Source organism: Williamsia sp. 1135, assembly GCF_002095395.1.
In the GTDB taxonomy this organism is placed as follows: domain Bacteria; phylum Actinomycetota; class Actinomycetes; order Mycobacteriales; family Mycobacteriaceae; genus Williamsia.
Genome location: NZ_MJEI01000102.1, coordinates 20,903 through 33,748, shown reverse-complemented (window position 1 = coordinate 33,748; position 12,846 = coordinate 20,903). Strand labels below are relative to the sequence as shown.

The window sequence follows — 12,846 nt, the reverse complement described above, 5'->3', positions numbered from 1 at the left end:
GGACGGCACGATGTCTGATCTTACGCAGTGTTCACGTTCCCCGAGTGTCGAGAACAGCGGACCGCGGTTAACGTTGCACACGTCTTATCTGAACAGTTGGATAGACGCCTGTGACTCCCCTTCGGGCACGGTGCAGCGGCGGACCGGAGCTGCCGGGGACCGCCCGCAACCGCACCGTGCTGCAGACCAATCGTGAGGATTTACAACGATGAGTACAACTCCGGTAGAGAGTTCGGGATACGACAACTCCGCGCTCGCCCATGAGGACGAGGGCTATCACAAGGGACTCAAGCCTCGGCAGATCCAGATGATCGCCATCGGCGGTGCCATCGGTACCGGCCTCTTCCTGGGGGCCGGAAGCCGACTCCGTGACGCCGGGCCGGGACTGTTCATCGTCTACGCCATTTGTGGCGTCTTCGTCTTCTTCATCTTGCGCGCCCTCGGTGAGCTGGTGCTTCATCGCCCGTCCTCGGGATCGTTCGTGTCCTACGCGCGCGAGTTCTACGGCGAGAAAACAGCATTCGTCACCGGCTGGCTGTACTTCTTCAACTGGGCCATGACCGCGATCGTCGACGTCACGGCCATCGCGCTCTACGTCCACTACTGGAGCATGTTCGAGGACATTCCCCAGTGGTCGATCGCCTTGGTCGCTCTCGTCTTCGTGCTCCTCCTGAACATGATCTCGGTGAAGTGGTTCGGAGAGATGGAGTTCTGGGCGTCGATCATCAAGGTGTTCGCACTGGTGGCATTCCTGGTCGTCGGCACCATCTTCTTGGCGGGACGCTTTGAGATAAACGACCAGGCAACGGGTTTCAGCGTTCTCAGTGACAATGGTGGGTTGTTCCCCACAGGTTTGTGGTCGTTGGTGCTGGTTACCTCGGGGGTGATTTTCGCCTACGCCGCAGTGGAATTGGTGGGCACCGCAGCCGGCGAGACCGAGAACCCGGAAAAGATCATGCCCCGGGCCATCAACTCGGTGATCTTCCGCATCGCGATCTTCTACGTCGGTTCGTTGGTCCTGCTCGCATTGCTGTTGCCGTACACCGATTACGCGGCAGGGGAGAGTCCATTCGTGACGTTCTTCGCCGCCATCGGTATGCCCGCCGCCGGCGGCATCATGAACATGGTGGTGTTGACCGCCGCACTTTCCAGCCTGAACGCCGGCTTGTACTCGACCGGCCGCACCCTGCGCTCGATGGCGATGAACGGCAGCGCGCCGCAGTTCACCGGAAAGATGAACAAGAATGGCGTGCCGTTCGGTGGCATCGCGCTCACCGGTGTGCTGACACTACTCGGGATCCTGCTGAATCTTGTTGTGCCCGAAGAGGCATTTAACATCGCGCTCGATCTCTCCGCGCTGGGGATCATCTCCACCTGGGGCATGATCGTCCTGTGCCAGATCCAGCTCTATCGTTGGGAGAAGAAGGGCATCCTGCAACGGCCCGCGTTCCGGCTGCCGTGGACTCCGTGGACCAGCTACGCGACGCTGCTCTTCCTCGCCGCCGTGACGGTCCTGATGTGCTACGACAACTACTGGAACCTCGTCGCCATCATCGTGATCACCCCGATGCTCATCGGAGGCTGGTACGCGGTGCGCGGGAGGGTCTTGACGATGGCAGAAGCGCGGGTCGGGTACACCGGTGAGTATCCGGTGGTGCCGGGGATCATTCCACCGGTGCCGCACCCAGAGCACGATCGCAAACATCACGATGGCGACGGTGACGAGCACTGACCCGTCTGTAGACACCTGGCCCGGGGGTGGCGGCATCGCTACCCTCGGGTTCATGGCGATCAACAAGAACGACACCGTGTCATGGAATACCCCACAGGGTCCCACCGAGGGCAAGGCCGTCGAGAAGCGAACCAAAGAGTTCACGTTCGACGGGCAGAAGTTCAAGGCCAGTGACGACGACCCGTACTGGATCGTGGAGTCGTCGAAGTCGGGGAAGCAGGCCGCTCACAAGGAGTCTTCGCTGAAGGCGAAGTAGGCGCGGCTGGAGAAGGAAAGGGGCAGGTCACCGGGGCCAACACGCAGTTGGTGTGGCCGGTTGACTCTGCCCTTACACGCAAAAAAGTGAGCTGGCGGCGATTGCTTCGCTCAGCCAGCTCACTTTTTTTGAAGTTTGGCGACTTAGATCGCGGTTACTCCGGTAGCCTGCGGGCCTTTTGCGCCCTGACCGATTTCGAACTCGACTCGCTGATTCTCTTCGAGGGTGCGGAAGCCGCCACCCTGGATCTCAGAGTAATGAACGAATACGTCATCCGAACCGCCATCGGGGGCGATGAAGCCGAAGCCCTTTTCGCCGTTGAACCATTTCACAGTTCCCTGTGCCATATTAAAGTACTTCTCTCTTTTTTCCTGCAGAACGCATGAACACGCCCCTGCACATAGTGTTGCACGGATCGCGGCAAACCGATAGCGGTGATCGAGATTATTTCTTCGTCGCAGGTGAGAAGGCCTTCGCCGGGCGTGCCGCGCGGACATGGGCCGGGGTCGGGCGAGCGACCGAGAGCGGGTGCAGTGCCACCGAGACGGTAGCCGTCGGCCGGGTGGCACGGTAAGTTCTGTTACGCCGGAAGTGTTGCGATGCACCGGAATTGCTGTCTCATGACCTGCGTCGGGAACGGGCTCGAGCACCGTAGTACTCGATCCAATCGAGTTCCAATCCGCGATCGCTATCTTGCAGCGATGAACCTCTCGAAGATAGGATCAGCCACCGCCGTAGCGGCCATGGCGCTCGCAGTGACCCTTGCCGGCTGCGGTAGCGACAGCAGTTCGGACAGCAGCGCGTCCTCGACGACATCGTCGGCGGCTGCATCGACGTCGTCGGCGAGCACCAGCGAATCGCTTGAACCGCGGGACATCGACGACGCTGCCGGCACCAACTTCACGATCGCCGACTACATCAAGGACAACAACATCAAGGAGACGCCCATCAAGATGGGTGATCCGGACGCGCCGACCATCGATCTGCCGATCCCGGAGGGGTGGTCGCCGGCCGGCGACGACACACCGGATTATGCGTACGCGGCAATCGTCTACACCGGCGAGGACGCATCGGGGTCGGACTACACGCCCAACTTCGTGGCCTTGATGTCGAGGCTGGAGGGCAACGTCGACGCCGACGCACTGATCGAGGCGGCGGGCGGTGAGCTCAAGAATCTGCCGAGCGCGGAGATCATCTATGAGCGCGAAGCTACGCTGTCGGGCTTTCCCGCCTACGAAATCGCGGCCACCTACGACCTCGAGGGCACGGAGGCTCTCAGCGCGCAGAAGACCGTGATCATCACCACGCCCAGCGGAGAAACCTACATCCTGCAGCTCAACGGAACGAGCGATCAGGCGCAGGCCGACATCCTCGGCGACGCGGCGAACACCATAGACACGGCGACGATCGAACCCTGATCATCCCGCCGATTCGGTGAGGCGGTTGCTCGCGGGCCGGAGTTCACGGCGCGCGGGCAACCGCTGTTCCCACACCCGCTCGCCAGATGCCCGGGCCGTCAGCGTCGCGCGGTGCAACGTCGTCCGGGCCTGGTCGAGGTGACCGTGCTCGGCCTCGGCCTCGGCGAGCAACATGAGGTACAGCGGCACAAAGATCCTGGTACCGCCGGACGTGTGCTCCAGCAGCGCATCACGAATCTGCGAGGTGGTGTCCGGTCCGCCGAGTTCGAGGGCACGTGCCCACGCCTGGATGAGATGGGCCGATCCGAGCAGATCCGCCGTACCGGCCGTGCGTTGCAGCTCGACGATGATGTCAGCTGCAGCGCGGGCAGTTCCGGCGATATCACCGACGATTGCGTTGACCTGTAGCAGGTTGACCGAGATCACGGCCGCCGCGAAGCCGTTGCCACGGGCGTTCGCCATGTCTATACCGTTCTGCACCATCGCGCGGGCGCGCCCGGCATCGCCACGCAGTGCATGCACCTCCGCGGCGATCCCGAACACACGCACGTCGAACGAGAGGTTTTGTCCTGGGTCTGCGCGGGCACGTTATCGACGAGATCGTCTGCGGCCCGCAGGGCGGCGTCGAGGTCACCATCCATGAAAGCGGCGACCGCGCGGTTGTAGTAGCCCGCCGCGCCCGCGATCGGGTCGCCGGTGGTGGCGTACAACGTCAGCAACCCTTCGCCGAGCGAACCGGCCTCTCGGTAATTGGCCGTTGCGACCAGCATCGCGCACCGTAAGGCCACCGCCGCGGTGAACCCGCTGTTGGTGGACATCGCCAGACCGGCGTCAAAGGCGTTGGTGAGTGCCGTGGTGGCCTCCTCGGAGGCGTGGCCACGAAGAACCGCCAACACCGATGCGCGCTGTAGCCAATGGCGCGCTTGACGCTCCAGGCGCGAGTCGCCCTCGGGCAGTCGATGGGTCATCTCCAATGCCCGCTCGGTGAGTTCGGCGATGTCGGCGTATTCGGACCGCGAGACCGACCTGCGAAGAGCGTTGTCCAGTAGGTCTGACGCGACCTCGGGTTCGAGTTCGCCGCCCGCGCGCCAAGCGTGCTCCGCAGCCGCGATCGCGCGGTCGTAGCCGGCAGTCTCGGCCTGGGCGGCAAACGCCCGCGCTATGCGGGCGTGACCCACTTGCTTTCGCGTGGAGGGGTATTCCGCGACTGCCACTTCGCGGACGACGTCGTGACTGAACCAGTACCGCTGAGGCCAGCCCGGTGCTGACCGACAGCAGGCCGATTCGGCATGCAGGGGCCAATCGGCTGCGCAATTCTGCCCCGGTGGTCTCGAGAACCTCTGCGAGAAGTTGTGATTCGACACCGACGCCGATCATGCCGGCGATCCCGAGGGCTTCGCGCGTCCTCTTGGGGAGATCGAACATGCGTCGACGGACGACCCCGACGACCGCGTCCGGCATCCCGGCCAGCTCGACTGTCGTGGTCTCTGGGTGCAGGTGCCCCTGCGTGTGCAGTAACCGGACCAGCTCGCAAACATAGAAGGGGCCGCCGGTGCGCTTTCGCAGAGAGTCCACGAACGCCGCAGATGCCTCCACGCCCGTCTCTGCGAGCACGAGGTCACGCAGGGACTGGTCTGTCAGCGGCTTGAGGGCGATGACCGTGGTGCCGGGTCGGCTGAGCAGTCGATCGAAGACGTCGGCGCGGTGCAAGTCGTCCAACACGACAATGGTCGGGGTATGCCCGATCAACAGGGCGATGACCAGGGCTATCTCGGTCGGTGCTTCGAACCGGGACTCCAGCGCCTCCGCGGTGAGGTGGCTGGTGTGCGCACCGTCGTGCGACCCGAAGCTCTGAAAGATGACGGTAGCCACGATGTGCGCCTGCTCGAGCGCGGCGGGGTCGGCGCGTTCGGAGAGTCGGCGGATGATGTGGACCCACGCCCACATCGGTGGTTCGCGGACGCCGTCCGGCTGGCCGGACCAGGCAGATGCCATTCCCCGACTCGTGCCGTCATCGATCACCGCCGACGCCAGTGTTGTCTTACCCATTCCAGAGGCCCCTCGGATCACGGCCACTGATCCGTGGCCGAGCGCCATCCGATCGAGGAGACCCTTCAATCGGGTCAGCTCGGCAGACCGACCGACAAGTCCTTGTCGTTGTTCGGTCGCGACCGCTACCGGCGAGATCTCGACACGTAGCGGCGCGTACTCGAGGTCGGGGGATTGGTTGGCGATGTCCTCGCGCAGTCGTTCGAGCGCCACTCCTGGCCGAACGCCCAGTTCGGTGTCGAGCTCGGTGCGTGCACGGTAGGCGCGCAGGGCCTCCGCTCGCCGACCCGACCGGTACAGCGCGAGCATCAGCTGGCCCCAGACCCGTTCGTGGAGTGGATCGATGGCCAACTGGTCTTCGAGGCCAGCAATCAGTTCAGTGTCACGGCCGAGCAGCAGTCCCGCTTCGAAATAGCCCTCGGTGGCGACCGAACGCAACGCGCCGAGCCGGTGGATCTCGTTGTCGGCAAAGCGTTGATGGCGGAAATCGGCGAGGGCTGGGCCACGCCACAGGTCGACGGCGGCTTTCAGGTCTCGTTCAGCAGCAACCGGGTCGGCCACCGTGAGTGCTTTTCTCCCGGAAGCGGTGAGTCTTTCGAACGTCGTGATGTCGACGGTGTCCGTGCGGGTGTCGAGGCGGTATCCGGTGGCATCGGTGATCAGCCGCCTTCCTCCGCCGGCGTCGTCCAGGGTGCGCCGCAGGTTTGCGACGTAGGCGCGCAAAGACGTGATCGGTTTGGCCGGTGGGTTGTCATCCCACACGAGTTCGGTCAACCGGTCCACATCCCCGCAGGTTCCAGCGTTGAGGAGGAGGATCGCCAGAACGGCTCGCTGCTTGATCCCGCCGAGGGAGAGGGGGCGTCCGGCGGCGCAGACTTCCATGTGCCCGAGCAGCAGGTATTCCACGCGCGGATTGTATGCGCGTTGTGGTTCGGGGGTGATGGTTCGCAACCTGATCGTATCGGTGGCCGGACAAAGCGGACACCTGTACGCGGACACGAGCGATCCACCAATCCAGTGTGATCTGAATGCGGCAAGGCAAGGGGAAGTACCCTACGGCCACCGTCCTGGCGGGAATTGTGAATTACAGTGGGGACAAATCGGGTGTGAATGCCGCCTGGTTCAATGTGACGTCGGCTGAGTTGGTTGCGGTGTAGGAATGGAGTCGATCGGGAACAATGGCATGTGCGTCTTGCCGGGAGACAAAGATGTGTCCTGCCAAACGCATGATTTCCAAAGTGGGGGGTACTAGTAACCGGCAGGGGGGTGCATTGAGTTCATCAGCGGTATTCCGGTTCACTGCGGTGATCTGCAGCGTTCTGATTGCATCCACCGGCGTATTCGCATGTTCGACCCGATCACCTTGCTCGGTGGATACGGCAACCTTCGACATTGCCGCCCGCACGTGTCTGCGATTCGGCGTCGGTACGCCGGGAGGGCTGTCGGCATCCGATGAGGTGACAGCAGTGGCCGGTCTGGTCGGTGAACGTCCGAGCATCGTCCTGGCCTTCTCGGACTTCGCGGCGGCTCCTCCGATCGGCGGTCTCGATCTGGTGCGCCGTACGGGCGCCGACCCGATCGTGACCTGGGAGCCCTGGAAACACCTCGGCCGTGACAACTATGACCATTCGGCCTTCTCGATGGAGTCCATCATCGCCGGAGCGCACGACGACTACCTCTACCGCTGGGCCGACGAACTCGCAGCGTGGGGGCAGACCGTCTACTTGCGTTTCGCTCACGAACCGAACGGCACCTGGTACCCGTGGAGCCAGGCGGGCGGCACCTCACCCGAGACGTACGTGCAGGCTTGGCGGCATGTGAGGGATATTTTCGCCATCAAGAACGTGCAGAACGTCCGATGGATTTGGGCACCGAATGTTGTTCTCGACGGCGAACAATTGGTGGACTGGTATCCCGGCGACGATGTCGTCGACGTCATCGGAATCGATGGATACAACTGGGGTACTTCAATACCCGGGGGCGAGTGGACCTCACCACGAGAACTGTTCGGTGAATCCTTCGCTCAGCTCCGGGACTTTTCCTCCGGCAAACCCATTCTCGTCACCGAAGTGGGCAGTGCAGAGCAAGGTGGCTCCAAACCTGAATGGATTGTAGACCTCGTCGACTATTTGGCGGACGCGGCAGCAGTCTCAGGGTTTGTGTGGTTCGACTTCAACAAAGAGGCCGACTGGAGTATCGATAGTTCTCCCGGATCAGCAGCGGCGATGACCGAGGCGTTGCAGAAAGCGTTGAATCGATGAGTGTCGACACCGAGATCGCAGAAATCCAGCTCGTTCTTCCACCCGAAGTCGAGGAGAAGCGGCTGCGCTCTCTCGATCAGTTACAGATCCTCGATTCGCCACCGGAAGATCGATTCGAACGGGTGACCCGGATGGCCAGGCTCATCTTCGGTGTCCCGATGGCGTCGGTCGCGCTCCTCGATCGGGATCGGTTGTGGTTCAAGATGGTGGAGGGACTGCCGTTGTCAGAGGTACCGCGCGCAGAGACCGTATGTCAGACAACTGTGGCGCGCACATACACCAAGCCTGCGGATCCGGCCCTGATCGTCGATGACCTCGAGCGGGTACCCGAGTTCGCCCGGTTACCGGGTGTGGGCGGCGAGGGCGGCGTCAGGTTTTACGCCGGCTACCCCTTGTACGGGCCGGGTCATCAGCCGGTTGGAACGTTCTGCGTCTACGACACCTCGCCCCGGACCTTCGACGAGTCCCAACAGGCGACGTTTCGCGAACTGGCTGCGTGGGCTCAGCGTGAACTCGAACGTGCAGACGATCTCGAACGCGCCGCCGCCGTCCAACGCCAGTTGCTGCCCGCTCCGCTGCACGGGATAAGAGGGTATTCGGTGCGGTCGATGTGTGTGCCTGCTTACGCCGTCGGCGGCGACTTCTATGATCACTACCTCACCGACGAGGGCGCGGTGTTCTCCGTCGCGGACGTCATGGGCAAGGGGCTGGGTGCGGCCATCCTGACCGCCAGCGTGCGGTCGGCATTGCGTGGGGCGTCCAAAGCCCTAGAGCATGCGAAGCCGGGGACGAGTCTCGGCGAAGCGGTCTCTCTGGTGGCCGGCCATGTCGCGGATGACCTCTCCAGCACCGAGAGCTTCGTGACGTTGTTCCACGCCCGGCTCGAGCGCTCGACGGGACACGTCGACTACATCGATGCCGGGCACGGGCTCGGCCTTGTTTCCCGGAAAACCGGGGGCGTCGAGCCGTTGCCGGGTTGTGGGCTCCCGTTGGGTGTTCTCGTCGACGAAGTGTGGACCGCCGAAACCGTCACCCTTCACCCGGGCGACATGTTGATCGTGGTGTCCGACGGGCTGCTGGACCTGCTGTCCGAAGACAGCGATGCACATACCGTCCAGGACTTCGTTCGCGGGCATTCCGATCCCACGACGCTGTGCTCCGCGGTGGCCGCGCTCGCGTCGAGCAGTGCACCGCTCGACGATGTCACGGTGGTGGCGGTGCGCCGGGACGACGTGGGATGACGGATCGCCGCGTCGAGGCCCAACGGGACCTCAGGACGACGCCTTCGCCGTGGTTACGCCTCTTGATCGTGATCACGGCGATCCTCGGTGTCAACTACGTGGTCTGGCGCTGGTTGGTCTCGGTGAACTGGGAGGCCTGGTGGATCGCAGTTCCCCTCGTGGTCGCCGAAACGTACAGTCTCATCGATTCATTGCTGTTCGGTCTGACCATGTGGCGTTTGCGGCGCCGCGGAGAACCGGGCGAGCCGCCCCAGGGCGCCACAGTCGACATCTTCATCACCACTTACAACGAGCCCATCGAGATGGTGATGGGTACTGCGCAGGCGGCAGCGCGCGTCCGGTACCCGCACACCACCTGGATACTCGACGACGGTGACCGGCAAGAGTTGGCGCAGCTGGCGAAAGAGCATGGCATCGGCTATCTGACCCGAACCGAGAGTTGGGTCGACAAACCACGACATGCCAAGGCCGGCAATCTCAACAACGCGTTACTGCAGACAGACGGCGAGTTCATCCTCATCCTCGACGCGGACCAGGTCCCAGAGCCGCAGATCCTCGAGCGCACCCTGGGTTACTTCCGGGACGAGAAGATGGCGTTGGTGCAGACGCCGCAGTACTTCGTCAACGTGCCGCCCAACGATCCGCTGGGTAGTCAGGCACCGTTGTTCTACGGGCCGATCCAGCAAGGCAAAGACGGCTGGAATGCCGCGTTCTTCTGTGGCTCCAACGCGGTACTGCGGCGTGAAGCCCTGATGCAACTGGGCATCACCGGCTATGTGCGCGCCATCGAGGAAGGCATCGAGGAATCGCTGCGGGCGGCCAAGGCCGTGATCAGGAAGACCCGCAAGCAGGTCCGGAAAGACAATCCCGAGGCAATCGCGGCACTGGATTCGGTCGACGACGCCGTCCGGGTCGCACGGGCCGAACTGAAAGCGGAGAAGCAACTCGCCGACATCACCTACGACTTCCAACAGCGGGTGGACGTGGCGGCGAGGTTGCTTGTCGAGTCCGACATGCAGATGATCCGAGCCGACCTGGAAGCGATCGCGGCCCTCAACGATCTCGCCGAGAATGAGTCGGGTGCCGCGCCACTCGACGAGGATGCCTTCGCGGCCCTCGCGGGTCGCGAGTGGTCACCGCTCGGGGCCCTGGAATCCATTCGGGCGATGATCCGCGCGGTGGATGTCGGGCGAGACGACGAAGCGCAGCCGATGTTGCCCCTGGCGACGATCTCGGTCACCGAGGACATGGCGACCTGTATGCGCCTACACGGAATGGGCTGGCGGTCGGCCTATCACGATGAGGTGCTCGCGCTGGGGCTGGCGCCCGAAGACGCCAAGACGATGATCACACAGCGGCTGCGTTGGGCTCAGGGCACTATTCAGGTGATGTTGCGGGAGAACCCGTTGGTGCAAAAGGGCCTCACCATCCCGCAGCGGCTCATGTACTGGGCCACGATGTGGAGTTATCTCGCCGGGTTCGCGGCGGTGGCGTACATCGCTGCGCCGGCGGTCTATCTGATCTTGGGCATACTCCCAGTCCAAGCCCTGAGCTTCGACTTCTTTGTCCGACTGATCCCGTTCCTCGTGCTCAATCAGCTGTTGTTCTTCATCATCGGGCGCGGAAAGTCCACCTGGCGCGGGCAGCAATACAGCTTGGCGTTGTTTCCGGTGTGGATCAAGTCGTGCACCACGGCTTTTCGCAACGTCTACTTCAAGCGGCCGCTCGGGTTCGCGGTGACACCCAAGACCCGACAGGAGCAGAACGCAGTGCCCTGGCACCTGATCCGGCCCCAGCTCGTCGCCATGACCGTGTTGGTGGTGGCGTCGTTCATCGGGATCGTGCAGCTCTATCGAGGTGCGGTCTCGGTGCTCGGTGTCGGCGTGAATCTCTTCTGGGTGTTGTTCGACCTCGTTGTACTCAGTGTCGTGATCCAAGCGGTCCGCTATCGCGGATCGACAACCGAAGGGAAATGATGAGCAGCTTCGAAACGCGTACCACCGGTGGGGGTGCCGTGGTTCTGCGGCCAGAGGGAAGGCTCAACATGGTCGCCGCCCCCGCCATGCGCGAACAACTGCACAAGCTGGTGGAGTCGGGATCCACCAAGATTGTCATCGACCTCTCGGCGACGGATTTCATCGACTCGTCGGGCCTCGGAGCGCTCATCTCCGGATTGAAGGTGGCCCGGCAGGCCGGTGGCGACCTGCGTATCGCGGCTCCGTCCACCCAAGTCGAGTCGGTGTTGTCGCTCACCAACCTCAATCGCGTATTGCGCTCGCACCCCTCGGCGGACGGCGCGTTCGATGCCGACTGACAACAACCCCGTCGGGAGAGTTCTCGAGGAGGTAGCGGAGCCGGATACGGTCGAGCGGGTGCATCTGCTCTTGTCCGAGCTGCTGGCCGCTGCGCCGGTGAACGACATGGATGCAATGCAATTCGAATTGGCCCTGGCCGAGATCGCGGCCAACATCATCGAGCACGCGAAGAATGCCGACGGGGGGCGCGTGTCGATCCGCGTCGAACTCGAGGTGCGTCCGGACAGTATCGTCGCGAAGCTTTCCGACGACGGAGAGCAGGCCCGGGTGGACCTCAAATCCGTCGAGTTGCCGGACGAGTTGTCCGAGCGCGGCCGGGGTCTTGCCATTGCACTCACCGTGCTCGATGAATTGTCCTATCGGCGCGCAGGTCACCGAAATCAGTGGACGCTGGTACGAAACCGCACGCTCTGAAGAGCTGTCGCTGTGCCCCCAGTCGGACTCGAACCGACACTTGGCGGATTTTAAGTCCGCTGCCTCTGCCGATTGGGCTATGGGGGCGAGCCGTTCGGCGAACCCCAACAGAATCTCACGATCGTTTCGGGCAGTCGGGACGGGGGAGCCCACGACGCCCCGAAACGTTACAACGACCATGGTCAAGATAGGTGCCGCGTGCCATAGTCCTACTTATGGAATGGCAGACTTGTGTCCATGTCTGACGTTTCTTCTCGTCGTAGCCGAGGTCGACCGCCGGGACCGGGGGTCGACCCCGAAGCTCGTCGTGAGCAACTGCTCGACGCGGCCGAAGCCGAGATCGCTGCTCATGGAACAGATTTCGGTCTGGCCGGTGTCGCGAGCCGAGCCGGACTGACCCGGTCGGCGGTATACGCGGCCTTCGCCGATCGTGACGATCTCCTGACCGAGCTGACCCGACGGCACACGGATCGCATCATCGTCGGGATCGCCTCGGCGCTCAACGATGTCGACGAGCCACGCGCGCAGACGCGAGCAACGGTCGACGTGCTGGCCCGCTGGATGGAAGAGAACAGCAAGCTCGCGGCCGTGCTGGCACCCAGAATGCAATCAGGCGTGGGGGACTCGCATGTCACGGGGTTCCTGGAGCAGGTGCTCCAGGTCGGGTTCGAGCAGGTCGGCGGCAATCCGCGGGCAGCGGCGCCGTGGGCTCGCGCGCTGGTGGGAGCGATCTGGACGACCGTTGCGTGGTGGGGAAAAGCGCGAACGATGGATCGCGTCGAACTCGTCGATCACGTGACGGACCTGGTCTGGGAGGGCTTTGCGGGCGCGGGCGGTGCCGGTATCCGCTTGCCGGAGATGCAATTGCCCGTCACCGATACCGCGAGGGTGCTTGACGTGCTGGAACGATAAAGACACGATGTCTTTATGACTGCTTCCGATATCACCGGTGCGACGAATTGGGACGGCGTCCGGGCGCGTCACCCGGAGCTCGTGGACAAGCTGGACGCGGGTTTGGGCCAGGGCGACCCACTAGCGCAGGCCGCGATATCGGAGATGGTCGGACTCGCTGATTTCGGCTGGCGCGAGGTCTCGCATCCTCGACGACCCCCTCGGCCGGATAGATGAAGCTCCGCCTGCGCTGCGCGCGCTCCTCGATA

The 12,846-nt window shown here is 63.2% G+C and carries 14 protein-coding genes and 1 tRNA gene; 10 read left to right on the top strand and 5 right to left on the bottom strand.

Annotated elements, in window-relative coordinates; all coding sequences use genetic code 11:
• Positions 1-208: 208 nt before the first annotated feature.
• Together BFL43_RS20680 and BFL43_RS20675 are read left to right on the top strand one after the other, a co-directional pair.
• Positions 209-1,732: an amino acid permease gene (locus BFL43_RS20680; RefSeq protein ID WP_084894354.1), complete on the top strand. Its 1,524-nt coding sequence runs from the start codon at positions 209-211 to the stop codon at positions 1,730-1,732.
• A gap of 52 nt (positions 1,733-1,784) precedes the next feature.
• Positions 1,785-1,988 carry a DUF2945 domain-containing protein gene (locus BFL43_RS20675; RefSeq protein ID WP_084894353.1) on the top strand — a complete coding sequence of 68 codons (204 nt, stop codon included), beginning with the start codon at positions 1,785-1,787 and terminating at the stop codon, positions 1,986-1,988.
• 143 nt (positions 1,989-2,131) lie between these two features.
• Here the strand turns inward: BFL43_RS20675 and BFL43_RS20670 are convergent, their stop codons facing one another.
• Positions 2,132-2,335, bottom strand: a complete 204-nt coding sequence (locus BFL43_RS20670; RefSeq protein ID WP_020108824.1) for a cold-shock protein — start codon at positions 2,333-2,335, stop codon at positions 2,132-2,134.
• Between the two features lie 354 nt (positions 2,336-2,689).
• Here BFL43_RS20670 and BFL43_RS20665 point away from each other — a divergent pair, with 354 nt between their 5' ends.
• Positions 2,690-3,406 (top strand): LpqN/LpqT family lipoprotein, encoded by a 717-nt coding sequence (locus tag BFL43_RS20665; protein WP_084894352.1) that lies wholly within the window; start codon positions 2,690-2,692, stop codon positions 3,404-3,406.
• On the opposite strand, the gene BFL43_RS20660 is transcribed toward BFL43_RS20665, so the two are convergent.
• From BFL43_RS20660 to BFL43_RS20650, 3 genes are read right to left on the bottom strand one after another with little or no spacing between them, the layout of a single operon-like run.
• Positions 3,407-3,868 (bottom strand): hypothetical protein, encoded by a 462-nt coding sequence (locus BFL43_RS20660; RefSeq protein ID WP_143695444.1) that lies wholly within the window; start codon positions 3,866-3,868, stop codon positions 3,407-3,409. It abuts the gene before it with no gap.
• A 2-nt stretch (positions 3,869-3,870) separates the two neighbouring features.
• Entirely contained in the window at positions 3,871-4,224 is a 354-nt protein-coding gene (locus tag BFL43_RS20655; protein WP_143695443.1) for a hypothetical protein, read from the bottom strand.
• A 13-nt stretch (positions 4,225-4,237) separates the two neighbouring features.
• A complete protein-coding gene (locus tag BFL43_RS20650; RefSeq protein ID WP_084894349.1) occupies positions 4,238-6,361 on the bottom strand; it encodes an AfsR/SARP family transcriptional regulator in 2,124 nt (707 codons plus the stop codon).
• A gap of 464 nt (positions 6,362-6,825) precedes the next feature.
• On the opposite strand from BFL43_RS20650, the gene BFL43_RS20645 reads away from it, so the two are divergent.
• From BFL43_RS20645 to BFL43_RS20625, 5 genes are read left to right on the top strand one after another with little or no spacing between them, the layout of a single operon-like run.
• Positions 6,826-7,716, top strand: a complete 891-nt coding sequence (locus BFL43_RS20645) for a glycosyl hydrolase (protein ID WP_240498390.1) — start codon at positions 6,826-6,828, stop codon at positions 7,714-7,716.
• Positions 7,713-8,957 (top strand): GAF domain-containing SpoIIE family protein phosphatase, encoded by a 1,245-nt coding sequence (locus BFL43_RS20640; RefSeq protein WP_084894348.1) that lies wholly within the window; start codon positions 7,713-7,715, stop codon positions 8,955-8,957. Before BFL43_RS20645 ends, BFL43_RS20640 begins: the two co-directional genes overlap by 4 nt.
• On the top strand, positions 8,954-10,933 hold the full coding sequence (locus BFL43_RS20635; RefSeq protein WP_084894347.1) for a glycosyltransferase family 2 protein: 1,980 nt from the start codon (positions 8,954-8,956) through the stop codon (positions 10,931-10,933). Before BFL43_RS20640 ends, BFL43_RS20635 begins: the two co-directional genes overlap by 4 nt.
• Entirely contained in the window at positions 10,933-11,271 is a 339-nt protein-coding gene (locus BFL43_RS20630) for an STAS domain-containing protein (protein ID WP_084894346.1), read from the top strand. Before BFL43_RS20635 ends, BFL43_RS20630 begins: the two co-directional genes overlap by 1 nt.
• Complete coding sequence (locus tag BFL43_RS20625) at positions 11,261-11,686, top strand: ATP-binding protein (RefSeq protein ID WP_084894345.1); 426 nt, start codon at positions 11,261-11,263, stop codon at positions 11,684-11,686. Before BFL43_RS20630 ends, BFL43_RS20625 begins: the two co-directional genes overlap by 11 nt.
• Before the next feature lie 13 nt (positions 11,687-11,699).
• Here BFL43_RS20625 and BFL43_RS20620 read toward each other — a convergent pair.
• A tRNA-Leu gene (locus BFL43_RS20620) sits at positions 11,700-11,773 on the bottom strand.
• A gap of 150 nt (positions 11,774-11,923) precedes the next feature.
• Here BFL43_RS20620 and BFL43_RS20615 point away from each other — a divergent pair.
• Together BFL43_RS20615 and BFL43_RS29575 are read left to right on the top strand one after the other, a co-directional pair.
• Positions 11,924-12,598 (top strand): TetR/AcrR family transcriptional regulator, encoded by a 675-nt coding sequence (locus tag BFL43_RS20615; protein ID WP_084894344.1) that lies wholly within the window; start codon positions 11,924-11,926, stop codon positions 12,596-12,598.
• Positions 12,599-12,613: 15 nt separating this feature from the next.
• Positions 12,614-12,814: a hypothetical protein gene (locus tag BFL43_RS29575; RefSeq protein ID WP_240498389.1), complete on the top strand. Its 201-nt coding sequence runs from the start codon at positions 12,614-12,616 to the stop codon at positions 12,812-12,814.
• Positions 12,815-12,846 lie beyond the last annotated feature (32 nt).

Bases quoted from the DNA above. Each gene is read 5' to 3' on its own strand.
- BFL43_RS20680 (WP_084894354.1), top strand. From the start codon at position 209: ATGAGTACAACTCCGGTAGAGAGTTCGGGATACGACAACTCCGCGCTC.
- BFL43_RS20675 (WP_084894353.1), top strand. From the start codon at position 1,785: ATGGCGATCAACAAGAACGACACCGTGTCATGGAATACCCCACAGGGT.
- BFL43_RS20670 (WP_020108824.1), bottom strand. From the start codon at position 2,335: ATGGCACAGGGAACTGTGAAATGGTTCAACGGCGAAAAGGGCTTCGGC.
- BFL43_RS20665 (WP_084894352.1), top strand. From the start codon at position 2,690: ATGAACCTCTCGAAGATAGGATCAGCCACCGCCGTAGCGGCCATGGCG.
- BFL43_RS20660 (WP_143695444.1), bottom strand. From the start codon at position 3,868: ATGGCGAACGCCCGTGGCAACGGCTTCGCGGCGGCCGTGATCTCGGTC.
- BFL43_RS20655 (WP_143695443.1), bottom strand. From the start codon at position 4,224: ATGTCCACCAACAGCGGGTTCACCGCGGCGGTGGCCTTACGGTGCGCG.
- BFL43_RS20640 (WP_084894348.1), top strand. From the start codon at position 7,713: ATGAGTGTCGACACCGAGATCGCAGAAATCCAGCTCGTTCTTCCACCC.
- BFL43_RS20635 (WP_084894347.1), top strand. From the start codon at position 8,954: ATGACGGATCGCCGCGTCGAGGCCCAACGGGACCTCAGGACGACGCCT.
- BFL43_RS20630 (WP_084894346.1), top strand. From the start codon at position 10,933: ATGAGCAGCTTCGAAACGCGTACCACCGGTGGGGGTGCCGTGGTTCTG.
- BFL43_RS20625 (WP_084894345.1), top strand. From the start codon at position 11,261: ATGCCGACTGACAACAACCCCGTCGGGAGAGTTCTCGAGGAGGTAGCG.
- BFL43_RS20615 (WP_084894344.1), top strand. From the start codon at position 11,924: ATGTCTGACGTTTCTTCTCGTCGTAGCCGAGGTCGACCGCCGGGACCG.
- BFL43_RS29575 (WP_240498389.1), top strand. From the start codon at position 12,614: ATGACTGCTTCCGATATCACCGGTGCGACGAATTGGGACGGCGTCCGG.